General features: G+C 42.6%; 17 protein-coding genes. 16 read left to right on the top strand and 1 reads right to left on the bottom strand.

Annotated features, from left to right (window positions below; genetic code table 11):
* A partial coding sequence (gene nagZ / locus J500_RS13460; protein WP_034700068.1) for a beta-N-acetylhexosaminidase occupies positions 1–856 on the bottom strand: 856 nt, incomplete at its 3' end.
* A 194-nt stretch (positions 857–1,050) separates the two neighbouring features.
* Here nagZ and J500_RS13465 point away from each other — a divergent pair.
* From J500_RS13465 to J500_RS13540, 16 genes are all read left to right on the top strand, one after another.
* Positions 1,051–3,240 (top strand): carboxy terminal-processing peptidase, encoded by a 2,190-nt coding sequence (locus J500_RS13465; RefSeq protein WP_004994865.1) that lies wholly within the window; start codon positions 1,051–1,053, stop codon positions 3,238–3,240.
* Between the two features lie 135 nt (positions 3,241–3,375).
* Positions 3,376–4,653, top strand: coding sequence for a glycosyltransferase family 4 protein (locus tag J500_RS13470; protein WP_004994863.1), 1,278 nt, complete (start codon positions 3,376–3,378; stop codon positions 4,651–4,653).
* Positions 4,654–4,682: 29 nt separating this feature from the next.
* Positions 4,683–5,234, top strand: a complete 552-nt coding sequence (locus J500_RS13475) for a phosphatase PAP2 family protein (protein ID WP_004992665.1) — start codon at positions 4,683–4,685, stop codon at positions 5,232–5,234.
* Between the two features lie 104 nt (positions 5,235–5,338).
* Positions 5,339–5,539, top strand: a complete 201-nt coding sequence (gene iscX / locus J500_RS13480; RefSeq protein WP_004994862.1) for a Fe-S cluster assembly protein IscX — start codon at positions 5,339–5,341, stop codon at positions 5,537–5,539.
* 111 nt (positions 5,540–5,650) lie between these two features.
* Complete coding sequence (ndk, locus tag J500_RS13485; RefSeq protein WP_004994861.1) at positions 5,651–6,082, top strand: nucleoside-diphosphate kinase; 432 nt, start codon at positions 5,651–5,653, stop codon at positions 6,080–6,082.
* A gap of 121 nt (positions 6,083–6,203) precedes the next feature.
* Positions 6,204–7,430: a 23S rRNA (adenine(2503)-C(2))-methyltransferase RlmN gene (gene rlmN / locus J500_RS13490; RefSeq protein WP_034700071.1), complete on the top strand. Its 1,227-nt coding sequence runs from the start codon at positions 6,204–6,206 to the stop codon at positions 7,428–7,430.
* Between the two features lie 67 nt (positions 7,431–7,497).
* On the top strand, positions 7,498–8,250 hold the full coding sequence (pilW, locus tag J500_RS13495; RefSeq protein ID WP_004994852.1) for a type IV pilus biogenesis/stability protein PilW: 753 nt from the start codon (positions 7,498–7,500) through the stop codon (positions 8,248–8,250).
* Positions 8,241–9,023 (top strand): helix-turn-helix domain-containing protein, encoded by a 783-nt coding sequence (locus J500_RS13500; protein WP_034700075.1) that lies wholly within the window; start codon positions 8,241–8,243, stop codon positions 9,021–9,023. Before pilW ends, J500_RS13500 begins: the two co-directional genes overlap by 10 nt.
* A gap of 24 nt (positions 9,024–9,047) precedes the next feature.
* Positions 9,048–10,166 (top strand): flavodoxin-dependent (E)-4-hydroxy-3-methylbut-2-enyl-diphosphate synthase, encoded by a 1,119-nt coding sequence (gene ispG, locus J500_RS13505; RefSeq protein WP_004992682.1) that lies wholly within the window; start codon positions 9,048–9,050, stop codon positions 10,164–10,166.
* 3 nt (positions 10,167–10,169) lie between these two features.
* Entirely contained in the window at positions 10,170–11,462 is a 1,293-nt protein-coding gene (hisS, locus tag J500_RS13510; RefSeq protein WP_034700078.1) for a histidine--tRNA ligase, read from the top strand.
* 29 nt (positions 11,463–11,491) lie between these two features.
* On the top strand, positions 11,492–12,193 hold the full coding sequence (locus J500_RS13515; protein ID WP_004994846.1) for a YfgM family protein: 702 nt from the start codon (positions 11,492–11,494) through the stop codon (positions 12,191–12,193).
* A complete protein-coding gene (gene bamB, locus J500_RS13520; RefSeq protein ID WP_004994841.1) occupies positions 12,193–13,341 on the top strand; it encodes an outer membrane protein assembly factor BamB in 1,149 nt (382 codons plus the stop codon). Before J500_RS13515 ends, bamB begins: the two co-directional genes overlap by 1 nt.
* Positions 13,342–13,519: 178 nt before the next feature.
* On the top strand, positions 13,520–14,929 hold the full coding sequence (gene der / locus J500_RS13525) for a ribosome biogenesis GTPase Der (RefSeq protein ID WP_004992690.1): 1,410 nt from the start codon (positions 13,520–13,522) through the stop codon (positions 14,927–14,929).
* A gap of 165 nt (positions 14,930–15,094) precedes the next feature.
* The gene (locus J500_RS13530; protein WP_034700080.1) at positions 15,095–15,706 is read left to right on the top strand and encodes a beta-ketoacyl synthase chain length factor; all 612 of its coding nucleotides are present in this window, start codon (positions 15,095–15,097) and stop codon (positions 15,704–15,706) included.
* Positions 15,700–16,497, top strand: coding sequence for a lysophospholipid acyltransferase family protein (locus J500_RS13535; protein WP_004994837.1), 798 nt, complete (start codon positions 15,700–15,702; stop codon positions 16,495–16,497). The genes J500_RS13530 and J500_RS13535 overlap by 7 nt, the downstream gene beginning before the upstream one ends.
* Positions 16,494–16,754 carry a phosphopantetheine-binding protein gene (locus J500_RS13540; protein WP_004992697.1) on the top strand — a complete coding sequence of 87 codons (261 nt, stop codon included), beginning with the start codon at positions 16,494–16,496 and terminating at the stop codon, positions 16,752–16,754. The genes J500_RS13535 and J500_RS13540 overlap by 4 nt, the downstream gene beginning before the upstream one ends.
* The last annotated feature ends 8 nt before the right edge of the window (positions 16,755–16,762 follow it).

The raw sequence follows: 16,762 nt of genomic DNA on the forward strand, positions 1-16,762 counted from the left end.
AAGCCGATGAGCGGTCATTACACACCAGTCCCATGTCACAGCCTGCGGAAAGTGCCGCCTGTAAACGTGCATCAGCTCCACCCGCAACACAAGCTGCTTGCATGCTCAGGTCATCTGAAAATAACACGCCATCAAAACCTAACTGCTTACGCAAAATTTCTTGAACCCAAAATGGTGAAAAACCAGCAGGGTTAGGATCGACCTGTTCATAAATCACATGGGCCGGCATGAGTGCATCCAGTTGTGGCATCAATTGGATAAACGTCTGCATGTCTTTTTGATAGATTTCATCGTAACTACGATGGTCAATCGCTGCGGCAACATGCGAGTCTGCCTGCACAGAGCCATGACCGGGAAAATGTTTGCCCGTATTTGCCATACCTGCTTGTTGCATACCTTTCATAAAGGCTGATGCTAATGGCACGATATCCTGTGGATTTTTGGCAAAACCACGATCGCCAATCACATCACTTAGGTCATTGATATCCAAAACGGGTGCAAAGCTAAAATCAATACCAACCGCTAAAACCTCAGTTGCCATGAGCCAGCCACATTGCTCAGCCAATTGAATCGCTTGTTCTGGTTGGTGTTGATATAACTCACCAAAACGTCCCATTGCAGGCAATAAGGTGAATCCGGTTTTTAAACGCTGGACACGTCCGCCTTCCTGATCGACAGCAATTAAAATATCTGGGCGGATTTGGCGCATGTGATCTGTTAATGCACGCACTTGTTGTGGCGATTCAATATTTCGTGCAAATAAAATCATGCCACCGACTTGCGGAGCGCGTAAGAGTTCAATATCTTCTTGTGTAAGTTCTGTGCCAGCAATGTCTAGCATCAAAGCGCCGATCATAAAGGTTGCTCGTCTAATTTTTGGATAAAACAATAGCGGAATTTTGCAATGATTTGCTACATTCTGCCAGCATAGAATATGATAAAACTACACGACATACACAAATTAAGTTGGTTAAGATGTTGAATCTGTGACATTCGGGGTCGATGGCACAGCGGGTAATATTGGAAAATCCAAGGAAGTATTAAAAATTTATGAAACTTCAAACGATAGCTTGTGCAGTTGCAGTCGCGACTGGTGGATTGTTCTTCACACATGCGATAAACGAAGCAATTGCGGCAACTGATACTGCACCTGCGGCCATCTCTCAAACCATTCAACCGACTCAGGAACAAGCACTGGTTTCTCGCCAGTTAGCGACATTGGTCGACCGTCAGCATTATTTAAATATGCGTCTGGATGCCAATACTTCCAATCGTATTTTAGATATGTATCTGGATAGTCTGGATCCTGATCATTCATTATTTTTGGCTTCTGAAGTACAGGACTATAAAACAAAATATGGCTCGACTTTTGGCGCGGCGCTGAAAGCAGGGAATTTGACTGGTCCGTATGCGATACATGATCAGTACCGTAAACGCCTACGTGCCTTTTATGAGTACATGTTATCTGAACTGAAAAAGCCACAAAATTTACATCAGCCGAATGTTTTCATTGATACTGATCGTGAGAAAGCAGCCTATTTTAAAAATACCGCTGAACAGCAAGATTACTGGCGTAAAATGTTGGTGTCGCAGCTGATTAACCTCACCATTAGTAAAGAAGAAGATCTGGCTAAACAAAAAGCCTTGAAAGACAATCCAGAGCTGGCAAATGGTCAGGATTTAACCAGTCCAGAAGATCTAACGCCTGTTCAAACACTCACCAAGCGTTATACCCGTCAGCTTGAGCGTATTAGTCGCGTGAAGAGTGATGATGTGTTGGACAAAACCTTAAACGCCATGATGGCAACTTACGATCCGCACAGTAATTACTATCCACCGATTGATGCAATGGAGTTGAATCGTCAGACTACGCTGCAACTGGAAGGAATTGGGGTTTCGATCCGTCCTGAACGCGGTAATGAAGACTATATTAAAATTGAAACCATTGTAGAAGGTGGTCCTGCAAGTAAGTCAGGTCAGGTCAAATCTGGCGATCGCATTGTTGGGGTTGCTCAGGATGGCGACAAAATGGTCGAAGTGGTCGGCTGGTCGAGTGCTGAGATTGTCGGGTTGATTCGTGGTAAACGCGGAACCAAAGTCACGATCAAGTTACTCGGGCCAGGTGCCTCCATGAGTCAGGCGCGTACTGTAAGTTTGGTGCGTGATGTGATTCAGGAAGAAGATGCAGGTGTTCGTTCACGTACCGTTGATATTATGCGTGATGGCAAAAAACATACCTTTGGTGTGATTGAAATTCCTTCGTTCTACTTAAACTATCGTGCGCGCCGTGCGGGAACAGAATATCGTTCAGTGTCTGAAGATACCAACAATGCTTTGAAATCACTTTCTGCTAAAAAAGTGGATGGTATTTTGATTGATTTGCGTAATAACCCAGGTGGTTCACTTGAAGAAGTGGCACGTATGCTCGGACAGGTCATCAAATCTGGGCCAGTGGTGCAAATTCGCGATGGTAATGGCAATGTCAGTGTGTTTGAAGATAACGATGGCGGCGCACAAACTTATGCAGGTCCATTGGCCATATTAGTGAATCTGGCTTCAGCTTCTGCCAGCGAAATCTACTCGGCTGCTATTCAGGATTACGAGCGCGGGATCGTGATTGGAAGTACCACCACAGGTAAGGGGACAGCCCAAGTTCAACTTGATACCTTGGCACATGGTCAGGCGACTTTAACGCAACGTAAGTTCTATCGTATTACAGGTGGAAGTACTCAAAATAAAGGCGTTATTCCAGACATCAAGCTCGTGGATATTTATGATGAGGAGTTTGGTGAACGTAAAGCTAAAAATGCATTGAAGTGGGATACCATTCCAACGGCTCCATTTAAGCGTGAAGGTTCAATCCAGCCTTACGTAGAAAAGCTGTCTCAGGAATCTAAAGCCCGTGTTGCGGTTGATCCTCAATTTAAATATCTTGAAGCGCGCCGTGCAATTGCGGATGAAACCAAAGATCAAAAACGTATTGTGTTAGATATTGATCAGCGTAAGGCGGAAATTTTAAGACTGGAAAAACAAACACTCGATGCCGAAAATCAGCGTCGTGCAGCGACAGGATTAAAACCTTTTAGTAATTGGGAAAGTTATCAGGCATCATTAGATGCATTGAGCGAATCTCGTGCCAAAATGAAGATCAATGCACGTCCGCCATTACCAGAGGAAGAAACCTTTGTGAATGAAGCGGCGAATGTATTATTAGATTATGCCAAATTACAAAAGCATTGATTGATTTTGAGTGAGCAAAAAAAAGCATATTTCGATATGCTTTTTTTGTCAAAAAACTGTCATCTGGATATCATCAAAATGTAAAAACGATTGTCTAATATTTGAGCTATGAAAATAAATCAAATGGATAGTTGTATGCAAGGTTCATTCGCTACAACGCTGCTAAAACAAGAAAATTTCCCAGACAGTTTTAAATTCTATTTTAAAAACAGACATGCGCAAATTCAACAAAATTGGCATGAACTGGATAAATTGGTACGTCCCAAACTCAAAATTGCCATTGTCACTGAGACATGGCCACCCGAAATTAATGGCGTGGCTTTATCTTTATTACAACTGTGCAAGGGTTTACAGCAGCAGGGACACAAAATTTTACTGGTACGACCACAGCAAAGTCTAAAATGTGAAGAATTTTCACCCAATAAAGAATGTCTGGTGATCGCACAAACTTTACCCAAGTATCCTGGTTTGCAGTTTGGCTGGCCTCAATATTTGAAGGTAAGTAAGGCTTTAGCTGGATTTTCACCAGATGTGGTGCATATCGTGACAGAGGGGCCACTAGGGTTGACGGCACTGCAAGCAGCAAAAGCTCGAAATATTCCTGTGTCTAGCGGGTTTCATTCGCCTTTTCAGGATTTTAGTCGATTCTTTGATCTGGCCTTTTTACTTAAACCGATTCAGGGCTATTTACGCTGGTTTCATAACAGCACGGATATGACCTGTGTGCCGAGTAAGGATACTGAAAAAGCCTTGCGTGGTTTCGGGATTACCTGTCCTTTAAGTATCGTAGGGCGGGGTGTGGATACTGAAAAATTTTCTCCGCAGTATCGTTGTCAGAAATTAAGAGAAAGTTGGCATGCTGGCGATGACACGACCGTCATGTTGTATGTCGGACGTTTATCTCCCGAAAAAGAAATCCAGCTATTAATTCAAAGTTATGCAGCCATGCAACGGATGCAGCATCGAAAATTTAAACTGGTGATTGTGGGGGACGGGCCAGATCGCACACGCCTAGAACAGATGGCAGAGAATTGTGAGGTTGTTTTTACAGGAAGTTTAACTGGCAAGAATCTTGCAACTGCTTATGCAAGTGCTGATGTCTTTGTATTTGCTAGTCAGGTAGAAACTTTTGGTAACGTGGTTCTTGAGGCAATGGCAAGTGGGTTGCCTGTAGTGGCTTATGATTATGCTTGTGCCAGTCAGTATGTAGAGCATGGGGTAAGTGGTTGGCTGAGTCCTTTAGGTCAAGTCAATACATTTATTCAAACCTTATATCAATTGCCTGCAAGATTACAGTTAAAACAGATGGGAATACATGCACTTCAGCATGTTAAACAAAGCGGTTGGCAACAACCTGTGTATCAAATGGAACAAGCCTTATATCAGGTGGTCAAAGAGTTCTACCGAGTATAAATCTCCGTTTAAGTGAGAGGAGTGTCACCATGAATTTTAAAAACGCTAAAATTAGAATACTGGATTTAGATTTAAAAGGTTGTTTGTACCTGAACCATTTTTCGCATTCACAGCGAATTGCGCATTTCTTTAAAATCATCAGTCGGCTGGGTGATGGTCTATTTTGGTACGTCATGCTGTTTATGGTTTGGCTATCTCAAGGGTTGTTTTATGGTCTACAAATCATTTACTTATTATTAGGTGGTTCTGTAGGAACTGGAATTTATAAATTTCTAAAACATAAAACCACACGCCCGCGCCCTTATCAGGTGCATCAGGTCATTGTACTGGGTGAACGTCCACTGGATCATTTTAGTTTTCCATCAGGTCATACCTTACATGCGGTCATGGCGAGCATCGCATTAGGTTATATCCAGCCAATTTTGATTATAATCATGCTTCCTTTTACCATTTTGGTGGCATTGTCGCGTATGGTATTGGGATTACATTATCCAAGTGATGTGATCGTGGGGGCTGTGATTGGGACTGTGGTCGGGTGTGGAATTATTTTTGCAGCACCTTTGATGAATATTCATTTATAAGTTTGCATGTGGATTGCCCTTTAATAAATCCAACAGTTCACATGTTCGCTTTGCCTGAAATTTGCTAAAGTAGCCTTTACTTGATTGATGCAACAGGATAGACCATGGGCTTACGCTGGACGGATACCATTGATATTGCAATTGAACTGAGTGATGCACACCCAGATGTTGATCCACAATGGATTCGTTTTACTGATTTACACGCATGGATTTGTGCTTTGCCAGATTTTTCAGATGACCCGACTAAATCGACTGAAGGGCTGTTAGAAGCCATTCAAATGGCATGGATTGACGAAGTTCGCTAAAAAATCATCGGAAATTGATAACTTTTACACAATCAAGGCTGATTATTACCGTTGACCTCGGTATAATGCGCCCAATTTTTTACGTTTAAAATTTTAAGCGAGGAGCCACTCATGGCAATCGAACGTACTTTATCAATCATCAAACCAGATGCTGTTGGTAAAAACCACATTGGCGAAATCATTGCACGTTTTGAAAAAGCGGGTTTAAAACCAGTTGCGATCAAATACAAGCATTTGTCTCAAGCAGAGGCTGAAGGCTTCTATGCAGAGCACAAAGAGCGCGGTTTCTTTGCTGACCTAGTGGCATTCATGACTTCTGGTCCAGTGGTTGTTTCTGCACTTGAAGGCGAAAATGCAGTTCTTGCACACCGTGAAATTTTGGGCGCAACGAATCCGAAAGAAGCAGCACCAGGTACAATCCGCGCTGACTTCGCAACCAGCATCGATGAAAATGCTGCACATGGTTCTGACTCTGTAGCATCTGCTGAGCGTGAAATTGCGTATTTCTTCGCTGCTGAAGAGATCTTCCCACGCACTCGTTAATCGAGAGCATCCAAACCAGATAAGTGGTATTATACTTATCTGGTTTTTTATTTTTCTCTGAATGAATTTGCTGAAATATTAGGCAATATTTCTTCGTCACTTCTATGGTTTAGGTAATCTCATGGCTTCTGTAATAGATCTCCCAGCACCAACAGAACCTGCACAGCCTGCTGATGCGGTGCAAAATGCTGTCCGTGCCAAAGTTAATCTATTGGGTATGTCCCGCGCAGAACTAGAAGGATTTTTTGAACAATTAGGAGAGAAAAAGTTTCGTGCAGGACAAGTGATGAAGTGGATTCATCAGTATTTTGTCACTGATTTTGCTGAAATGACCAATATTTCAGGAAAATTGCGCACCAAACTTGAACAGGTCTGTGAAATTACAGCACCTGAAGTGGTACATCGTCATTATTCCAAAGATGGAACCCGTAAATGGGTGTTCCGTGTCGGGGATGGTGCAGGTTCACTGGTTGAAACTGTTTTGATTCCTGCTGAAGACAAGACAGGATCCCGTAAAACATTGTGTATTTCATCCCAAGTGGGTTGTGCACTGGATTGTTCTTTTTGTTCTACGGGTAAGCAAGGTTTCCAACGTGATTTAAACCCTGATGAAATTATTGGACAGCTTTGGGTCGCCAATCAGTCTTATATGGAAGATGTGCCTGTAGCAGAGCGTAGTCGTTCTGTGACCAATGTCGTGATGATGGGCATGGGTGAGCCATTGCTAAATTACGATGCAGTCCTGAGTTCGATGCAGTTGATGTTGGATGATTTTGCTTATGGGATGTCCAAGCGCCGCGTAACGCTATCTACCTCTGGCGTGGTTCCCAAGATTGATCAACTGGCACAGGATATTGATGTCGCACTGGCAATTTCTTTGCATGCACCTAATAACGAGTTGCGTAATGAGTTAGTTCCAATCAATAAAAAATATCCACTTGAGCAATTGATTGCTGCTTGTCAGCGTTATTTGGCCAAAGGTGGCAATGAAAGTACGCGTAAACATGTCACGATTGAATATGTGATGCTCGATGGTGTCAATGACCACCCTGAACATGCACAACAAATGATTAAACTATTAAAAAATTTACCAAGTAAAATAAATTTGATTCCATTTAATCCATTTCCGCATGCGCCATATGGTCGTTCTAGCCGAAATCGGATTATTGCCTTTCAAAAAACTTTGTCTGATGCTGGATTTGTGTGTACGATTCGACAGACACGTGGCGATGATATTGATGCGGCGTGTGGTCAACTGGTAGGACAGGTCGCGGATCGTACCCGTCGTTCTGAACAATGGAAAAAGAAAGTCGCAGAGCGACAAGAGATTATTCGTTCACAGGGATAATATATTGGGGGTAGAGTTGTTGAGTAGATTCACTTCACGTTCCACAGTCTGGATTTCAGCATGTTTGATGGCGTTGCTGTTAACGGGATGCCAATCTCAAAAAACAACCAAAGACCCTAAAAAAGCGGTGCAAGTCCGTACACAACTTGCAGCTGAATATATCAAGTCTGGTGATCTGGATGCTGCTAAACGCGCATTGGATCAGGCTTTGGAAGTGAACTCGCGTGACTCCATGGCCAATATGATGATGGGTGTACTCTTACAACAAGAAGGTAGTGCAACAAATCTCGAGAAAGCAGACACGTATTTTAAACGTGCAATCTCGGAAGAACCTACCAATGCACAAGCTCGTAATAATTATGGTACGTACTTATACCAATTGAAACGTTATAATGACGCGATTGAACAATTTACGATTGCAGGGGCAACACTTGGGTATGATCAGCGTTATCGTGCCCTTGAAAATCTGGGGCGTATCTACGTATTGCTTGGCGATCGTGTGAATGCTGAAAAGTCATTCAAACAAGCTTTACAGGCAAACCGCGACTCTTATGTATCTATGTTAGAGTTGTCAGAGATTTTTTATTTGCAACAGCAAATGCCAGCGGCGACTCAAATGTATGAACAATATGTGCGTACAGTGGGGCAAACCAATCAGGGTGCACGTGCACTTTGGGTAGGGATTCGTGTTGCACGAGCCAATGGTGATCGAATGGGAATGCAGGCACTGATCAATCAACTGCGTGCTTTATTCCCAGATAGTTCAGAATATAAACGTTATTTGCAATTACAGTATAGTACTGAGGCCGTATGGAAATAAATCCTAATTCACAGCAGCCAACTGGCTCAAGTTCACCTACTTCAGCATTAGGAAATGTTCAACGTCCAGGTGAGTACTTACGTCAGATTCGTCTTGCCCAGAAGCTTGAGTTAAATGATGTGGCATCTGATTTAAATATGCCACTTAAAGCCTTAACTGCTTTAGAGCAAGATGACTATAAAAGCCTGCCAGAACCTGCATTTATCAAAGGCTATTATCGCTCTTATGCGAAATACTTAAAGACGGATGCAACTGCGATTATTCAGCGCTTCGATGAAATTTATGCGAACGATACAGGTTTATTACCGAATCATGCCTTAACTAATTCACCGATTAAAATCATGGGGAAACTCCCAGGTTCAAAAAGTGATCGTAATAGAAAGTGGTTAAAACGTAGTCTGATCCTGATTTTAGCTCTGATTGTAATTGGCGTCATTGTGACGATGCTGCAAAATTGGTCTGCCAAGAAAACGAATATGGTCGCACCGCAAAATTCGAATGTTGAAGTCTTGCCATTAAATAATGGAGCAGCAACTTCTGGAGATGAGTTGGTGCTTAATTTTAATCGTCCAACTTCGATACATATTGTTGATTCGACGGGTAAAGTGTTGGCAACCGGTCGTCAGGCATCAACTTTAACTTTAAATGGCCAATCACCGTTTCAAATTCGTCTGGATGATGCAACTGCTGTGTCATTAAGTCTAAACCAAGAACCGATTTCATTGTCTCCATATACGGTAAATGGAAAAGCAGATTTCCGTTTATCTCGTTAATGAAGATTAAATGAGAGTGAAACCATGATCGAAAATCCAATCAAGCGTCGCCCAACACGAAAAATTCGTGTGGGTTCAGTCTATGTCGGTGGTGATGCCCCGATTAGCGTGCAAAGCATGACCAATACTGAAACCTGTGATGTCGATGCGACAGTTGCGCAAATTCAACGTTGTGCTGATGCAGGCGCGGATATCATGCGCGTGTCTGTTCCATCGATGGAAGCGGCGGAGGCTTTTGGAGCAATTCGTAAGCGCGTTACGGTTCCTTTGGTTGCCGACATTCACTTCGATCATAGAATTGCACTGGCTGTGGCAGACTATGGTGCAGATTGCCTAAGGATTAATCCGGGGAATATCGGTTCTGATCAAAAAGTACGTGAGGTCGTAGCGGCAGCGCGTCACCATGGTATTTCGATTCGTATTGGGGTCAATGCGGGTTCTTTGGAAAAAGATTTGCAGAAAAAATATGGCGAACCGACAGGTCAAGCCTTGCTTGAATCTGCGCTACGTCATATTGATATTTTAGATCGACTGGATTTTCACGAATTTAAAGTCAGCGTTAAAGCATCTAACGTATTTTTGACCATGGATGCCTATCGTCTGCTCTCCCAACAGATTGATAACCCATTACATCTAGGGGTGACTGAGGCAGGGATTTACCGTACAGGTACAGTGAAGTCTGCGATTGCATTGGGTGGTTTGCTGATGGAAGGCATTGGCGATACCATGCGTATTTCACTGGCAGCAGAACCCGAAGATGAAATTAAAATCGGCTTTGATATTTTAAAATCATTGGGATTACGTTCTAACGGCATTAACTTTATTGCTTGCCCAAGCTGTTCACGTCAGGAATTTAACGTGATTAAAGTGATGCAGATGCTAGAAGAACGTCTGGAAGATATACGTACCCCCATGGATGTTTCCGTGATTGGCTGTAAGGTCAATGGGCCTGGTGAGGCTAAAGAAGCTGATATTGGAGTTGTTGGGGCATCTCCTCGTTCATTGGTCTATCGTAATGGTGAAAAAAGCCATTTAATTGATACAGATCAACTGGTTGAGGAAATCGAGTCAATGGTGCGTGATCGTGTAAAAGCGATTGAAGAAGCAAAATCTAAAGAAATTATTCGTACAAGTTTTGAGTAAGTCATGAGTTCAATTGTTGCAATCAAGGGTTTTAACGATATTCTTCCGAGCAAAACGGCTGCATGGAGACGTTTAGAACAACATCTAGCATCTTTAATGGATACTTATGGCTATCAACAAATTCGATTGCCAATTGTTGAGCAAACAGGTTTATTTAAACGTGCGATTGGTGATGCGACGGATATTGTTGAAAAAGAAATGTATACCTTTTTTGACAAGGGAACGCCGCCAGAATCATTAACTTTACGTCCTGAAGGTACGGCTGGTTGTGTTCGTGCGTTGCTAGAGCATAATTTATTGCGTGGGGCTACACCACGTGTCTGGTATCTTGGGCCGATGTTCCGTTATGAAAAACCACAAAAAGGGCGTTATCGTCAATTCCATCAGTTTGGAGTGGAAACCTTTGGTGTGGCAAGCCCTGATATTGATGCTGAAGTGATTTTATTGACTGCGCGTTTATGGAAACGTCTAGGAATGGCGGATAAAGTCCAGCTTGAATTGAATACTTTAGGCGAAATGGACGAACGGGCAGAATATCGTGCAGCCTTGGTTGAGTTTTTGACTCAGCATAAAGATGCTTTGGATGAAGATTCACAGCGCCGTTTAACCACAAATCCTCTACGAATTTTAGATTCAAAAATTGAATCGACCCAGAAAATTTTAGAAAATGCGCCGAAATTGCATGACTTCATTCAAGAAGACAGCATGAATCACTTTAAACAACTGCAACAGTATTTAACGGATGCTGGTATTTCTTTTGTGATCAACCAAAAGCTGGTACGTGGTCTGGATTATTACAACAAAACTGTTTTTGAGTGGACGACTACAGCATTGGGTTCACAGGGCACCGTTTGTGCAGGTGGACGTTATGATGGTTTAGTGGGGCAGTTGAAAGGGAAAGCAGATCAATCTGTTCCTGCTGTTGGTTTTGCGATGGGAATGGAGCGTTTATTGCTGCTTCTTGAGCAGATTGAACAAGCGCAGGTCGTCCGTGATTGTGATGTTTTTTTAGTGGCTGAACCTGCTTATCAGGGTCGTGCACTGATTTTGGCAGAACAGTTACGTGATCAGCTTGAAACAAGCAATAGTTCACTGCGTATCAAAACTGGTTCACAGGGCAGCATGAAAAGCCAGATGAAAAAAGCCGATCAGTCTGGCGCTGTCTATGCCATGATTTTGGGTGAGCGTGAATGGAATGCGGGTGAATTGACCATAAAAGAGTTAGCAACTGCTGAACAATCCACTGTCGCGATCGAGCAACTGGTTTCATTTTTAACTGAAAAATTGGCAAAATAAGCGAAAAAGCTGAAGGAAAAGGAACGTAGATGAGTGCGTTAACTGAAGAAGAACAACTGGATAATCTAAAGTCGTTCGGTAAAAAATATGGCTCTGCCATCATTAGCGGTATTTTGATTGCGCTCATCGCCTTTTTTGGATGGCAATATTGGCAGAAAAAAATACTGGCTGAAAATCAGGTGCGTACTGCAAAAGTGCAACAACTTATGGATCAGGCACAAGGCGCTGAATCAAATCCAGATGCACTTAGTAACTTATATGCCTCAGCAGATAAAATTACCAAAGATGCGCCAGATTCAGTACAAGCCATTCAAACTGAACTGATGTTGGCAAAAGTGGCGTATGACAAAGCCGATTATGCCGCAGCAGAAAAGTCATTGAAGAAAGTTGAAAACTCAAAACTTAATGATGATGGTCTATTGCAACTGGTTAAACTTCGTTTGGCATATGCTCAACTTGCACAAAATAAATATGACGATGCCTTAAAAACATTGGCATTGGTCACAGATCCTGCATTTAAGGCCACGGCTGAAGAAGCGCGTGGTGACATTTATGTCGCGAAGAAAGATATTGCTTCTGCGAAAAAAGTCTATCAAAGTGCGTGGGATGATTTGGCAAAGCGCAAGCAAGAGCGCCAAATTTTACAAATTAAACTCGAAAGTGTTGGCGTTTTAGTAGATGATCCTGAGATTGAACGCCCGATTATAGACACACAGGTGGATAAGTCTTAATGGATAGAAAATTTACACTCCCGTTTGCGCTTGCTTTGGTTGCAGCAGCTTTAGTTGGTTGCTCCACGAATAAACTTAAAGTAGAAGAACCGAAACCAAATCCTTTGCCAAAATTAGCACAGGCCAAAACACTGGTTCCCGTTTTTTCACAAAGCGTTTCTTCAACAGACAAAGCCGATCCACTACGTTTACAGCTTGACTCTGATAATGGTGTGAATTTTATTGTAAATCCAAAAGGTGAAGTTGCTGCCTATCGTGGTAAACAACGTCTATGGGAAACTCGTGTCAATAAACACGGATTGACTTCAGGTGTCGAAGCCAAAGAAGGCGTGGTCTTAGTGGGTAGTGCCAAAGGTGAGTTGTTTGCACTGGATGAAAGCACAGGTCAAAAAAAATGGCAGGCACAATTAAGTGGTGCTTTGCTGAGTCCATCTTTAATCAAAGATGGACGTGCAGTGACCATTGCCAATGACGGTACAGTCTTTGCGCATGATTTACAGACTGGACAGCAGCTTTGGGCGTATAAAATGCCAAATGTACAATTTAGCTTGCGTGGACAGCCTTCTCCAGTGATGCTGGACGATCATACCGTGATCGTGGCATCGGCCAATGCTTATGTGTACGGCATTGATGTGATCAGTGGTGTACCACGCTTCCAGCGTCGCGTTGCAGTCAGTGAAGGTCGCTCAGATGTACAACGTCTGATTGATATCGATGGTGATCCGGTAGTGGTGGGACAGTTTTTGGTCACCACCAGTTATCAGGGACAAGTCACCGTGATTGATGTCGCTGCACAGCAAGTGGTTTGGAGTGAAGACGCTAGTAGCAATAAACGTGCTGAGGTCAGTAACGACAAAGTATTCGTAGCACAAACTGATGGTAAACTTGTGGCTTATAATCTGACCACAGGCGAAAAAGCGTGGGAAAGTGATGCTTTGATGCACCGTCAGTTGAGTAACCCAGTGGTATTAGGTTCTGATCTGGTGGTCGGTGATTTAGATGGTTATTTGCACCTGATTGATCCAAACAATGGACAACTTGTGGGTCGATCAAAAACCAGTGGTGAAGTGAGAACTTTACGTGTAGTGGATAATCAGCTTTATGTTTCCACACGCAAAGGTGAATTTACTGTTTGGCAAAACCGTTAATTTTAGACGGGCTTGTGTTAAACTAGCCATTCGCGAATTCTTTGCTTCAAATTCGTCGGGGTGTTTGAGTATATAATATTCAAAGCCCCGTTGTTTTTTATTCAGGTCTATGACCTAAAATCTTCCTTATTATTTCCTTGTTCATGCCAAATGGCTGATCTTGAATGTAGGTTACTTTATGAAACCCGTTATTGCGCTCATTGGTCGTCCCAACGTCGGAAAATCAACGCTATTTAACCAGATTACCAAGAGTCGTGATGCACTTGTTGCCGATTTTGCGGGGCTTACGCGTGACCGTAAATATGGTGATGCCGTTTACCAAAATAAATCCTTTATTGTGGTAGATACAGGCGGTATCGGCGAAAGCGAAGCGGGGATCGATGCTTACATGGCAGAACAGTCAAAAACTGCCATCAACGAAGCTGACATTATTATTTTTGTGGTGGACGCTCGTGCAGGCTTACTTGCTTCAGATGAACAAATTGCCCGTGAAATACGCAGTCTAGGTAAGAAAATTTATTTAGTTGCTAATAAAGTGGATGGTGTACACGCTGAAGCAGCCGTAGTCGAGTTTTATAAACTAGGCTTTGGTGAACCGATTCATGTTGCAGCCAGCCATGGTCGCGGTGTGGCACAGATGCTTGAAGATGTGCTTGAAGATGTTCCTGAAGATGAAAATCCAGAAGAACATGACAAAAATACAGGACTAAGACTTGCGATTATTGGTCGTCCAAATGTCGGTAAATCAACACTCGTCAACCGTTTGTTAGGCGAAGAACGTGTTGTGGCATTTGATGAGCCTGGAACGACACGTGATTCGATTTATATCCCCTATGAGCGTGATGGTCGCCAATATACCTTGATCGATACCGCAGGGGTGCGCCGTAAAGGTAAAGTGGATGAAATGATTGAAAAATTTTCAATCGTAAAGACACTACAGGCGATTAAAGATGCGCATGTGATTGTTGTGGTTTTGGATGCTCGTGAAGGTGTGGTTGAGCAAGATCTACATCTGATTGGCTATGCGCTTGAAGCGGGTCGTGCCATGGTGGTTGCTATTAATAAATGGGACAACATGACTGAGTACGATCGCAAGCAATGTAAACTGGATGTTGATCGTCGTTTTGACTTTATTCCGTGGGCAAAAGTACATCTGATTTCTGCCTTGCATGGCACAGGCGTAGGTGAGTTATATCCATCGATTCACCGTGCTTATGATTCTTCGCATTTAAAAGTTTCACCTGCGAAATTAACTCAAATTTTAAATGATGCAACAGATGCGCATCAACCGCCGATGATTAGCGGGAAGCGTATTAAAATGCGTTATGCACATATGGGTGGACAAAATCCTCCGACAATTGTCATTCATGGTAATAAAGTCGATAAAACCCCAGCGGATTATCGTCGTTACCTAGAAAACGTATTTCGTAAAGTGTATAAGCTTGAAGGCACGCCTGTACGAATTGACTTTAAAACCTCAGAAAATCCATTTGAAGGACGTAAGTCGCAAATCGATGAACGCGTCGCTGCGCGTAAACGTCGTTATATTCAAAAATTTAAGAAAGCTGAGAAAAAATTTAAGCGTTAAATTGTCCTTAATAAAAAACCCCGATCCCATTTCGGGGTTTTTTGCATTTAAAGACACTGCATCTTTTTGTTATTTCAGCTAAAATGTAATTTTTTGTTAATTTGAAGACTGGTGCTATAATTTTGCACCAATTTCTAACACCTTTGCCATGGGCTCGCATTCAGCATGATCAGATTTCATCTTTCTGCGCTTCGACTGTGTTGTACACAACATGACTGTACAGCATTAGAGTCTTTGCCTGCAATGCAGCGCAGACGACTTTCGCCTTTGGCAAAATTGGCGATAAATGCCGCCATGCAAACTCTGGCGCAGCAATCTGCTGACTATATTGTATGGGCTTCTCAGTATGGCGATGAAGCCAAAACATTGGGTATTTTACAAGATGTATTGACCCATCAAACGCCATCACCTACACAGTTTTCAACTTCGGTTCATAATGCCATTGCGGGTCTTTATTCTATTTTGTGTAAAGACGAGACCATTTCGACCAGTTTAAGTTGCGGCTGGTCAGAAGCAATGATCGAAGCCTATGCGATTTTAAAAACTCAGCCTCAGATTAAAAGCGTTTTAGTGGTTTATTATGACGCGCCATTACCTGAAATTTATCAGGATCGACAAGCTTTTGAGCCATTTGCACTATCGACTTTACTGAGCTTGGAACATGCCAATGTCGAGTTGAGCGCAGTTGAGCAGACTCAGGATATTGATGCGCTCAGTTTTTATTCCTTCTGGCAAGATCAGCATCAAACAGCATGGCTAGGATGGCAAAAATGTTAAATCGGGCATTATTAAACAATAAGATCAATTATATTTGGCGTGTTGCAGCAACCGGTTTCAGTTTTGCCAGTTTTGGTATTGGGGGCGTGGCAATCGCGACTGTGGTTGCACCTTTGGTAAATTTAACTGCACAGGATCAGGCGACTCGTCGACAACGTGCTCAACAGGTGATTTGTATCAGTTTTAAAGGCTTTACCGAAATGATGGTCAAGTTGGGCATCATGACTTATTCGGTGGAAGGTCTGGAAAAACTACAGCAAAGTCGACAAGAACTAGTGATCGCTAATCATCCGACTTTAATTGATGTCGTGGTTTTAATTGGGCTGATGCAACAAGCCAATTGCGTAGTAAAGCAGTCGCTCTGGTCAAATCCATTTACACGAGGTCCTGTGCGCAGCGCAGGTTACGTTTTAAATGCAGGATCTAATCAATTTATCCATGATTGCGTGACAAGCTTACAGCAACATAATGCTGCATCACTCATTATTTTTCCTGAAGGAACGAGGACACAAAAAGATGAACAGATTAATGAGTTTCAGCGTGGCGCTGCCAATATTGCAATTCGTGCCGATGTTCCGATTCGACCTGTGTTAATTCGTTGCACACCCACGACTTTAACCAAAAACGAAAAGTGGTATCACATTCCTGCGAAGCCCTTTCATATTGAGATTAAAATTTTGGATGCCATTCATATTTCAGAGGTACTTTCTGATTTGACGGTCAGTCCTAAAAATGTCCGTGCCCTCAATCAGTATTTACAGCAATTTTTTAAGCAAGAGTTATCTAAATGAGCAATTTGGCCAACGAATTAAAACAAATGATTATTGATGTTTTAGCACTTGAAGACATCACCGTTCAGGATATTGATGATCAGGCGCCATTATTTGGAGAGGGGCTAGGGCTAGATTCAATAGATGCTTTGGAATTAGGGCTTGCCCTCAAAAAACGTTACAACATTCATTTAAATGCTGAATCGGATGAGACCAAACAGCATTTTCGCTCAATTCAAAGTCTAGTGACTTTGGTTGAAGCTCAACAAGAAGTATAAGAGGTAGC

Origin of the sequence: Acinetobacter sp. 479375 (assembly GCF_000581715.1) — a bacterium.
GTDB lineage: Bacteria > Pseudomonadota > Gammaproteobacteria > Pseudomonadales > Moraxellaceae > Acinetobacter > Acinetobacter ursingii.

Coding starts and splice junctions, on each gene's coding strand:
- ispG (WP_004992682.1), top strand. CDS start 9,048: ATGATCGAAAATCCAATCAAGCGTCGCCCAACACGAAAAATTCGTGTG.
- J500_RS13465 (WP_004994865.1), top strand. CDS start 1,051: ATGAAACTTCAAACGATAGCTTGTGCAGTTGCAGTCGCGACTGGTGGA.
- iscX (WP_004994862.1), top strand. CDS start 5,339: ATGGGCTTACGCTGGACGGATACCATTGATATTGCAATTGAACTGAGT.
- J500_RS13535 (WP_004994837.1), top strand. CDS start 15,700: ATGTTAAATCGGGCATTATTAAACAATAAGATCAATTATATTTGGCGT.
- hisS (WP_034700078.1), top strand. CDS start 10,170: ATGAGTTCAATTGTTGCAATCAAGGGTTTTAACGATATTCTTCCGAGC.
- bamB (WP_004994841.1), top strand. CDS start 12,193: ATGGATAGAAAATTTACACTCCCGTTTGCGCTTGCTTTGGTTGCAGCA.
- ndk (WP_004994861.1), top strand. CDS start 5,651: ATGGCAATCGAACGTACTTTATCAATCATCAAACCAGATGCTGTTGGT.
- J500_RS13470 (WP_004994863.1), top strand. CDS start 3,376: ATGCAAGGTTCATTCGCTACAACGCTGCTAAAACAAGAAAATTTCCCA.
- J500_RS13530 (WP_034700080.1), top strand. CDS start 15,095: ATGATCAGATTTCATCTTTCTGCGCTTCGACTGTGTTGTACACAACAT.
- J500_RS13475 (WP_004992665.1), top strand. CDS start 4,683: ATGAATTTTAAAAACGCTAAAATTAGAATACTGGATTTAGATTTAAAA.
- pilW (WP_004994852.1), top strand. CDS start 7,498: ATGGCGTTGCTGTTAACGGGATGCCAATCTCAAAAAACAACCAAAGAC.
- J500_RS13515 (WP_004994846.1), top strand. CDS start 11,492: ATGAGTGCGTTAACTGAAGAAGAACAACTGGATAATCTAAAGTCGTTC.
- der (WP_004992690.1), top strand. CDS start 13,520: ATGAAACCCGTTATTGCGCTCATTGGTCGTCCCAACGTCGGAAAATCA.
- rlmN (WP_034700071.1), top strand. CDS start 6,204: ATGGCTTCTGTAATAGATCTCCCAGCACCAACAGAACCTGCACAGCCT.
- J500_RS13540 (WP_004992697.1), top strand. CDS start 16,494: ATGAGCAATTTGGCCAACGAATTAAAACAAATGATTATTGATGTTTTA.
- J500_RS13500 (WP_034700075.1), top strand. CDS start 8,241: ATGGAAATAAATCCTAATTCACAGCAGCCAACTGGCTCAAGTTCACCT.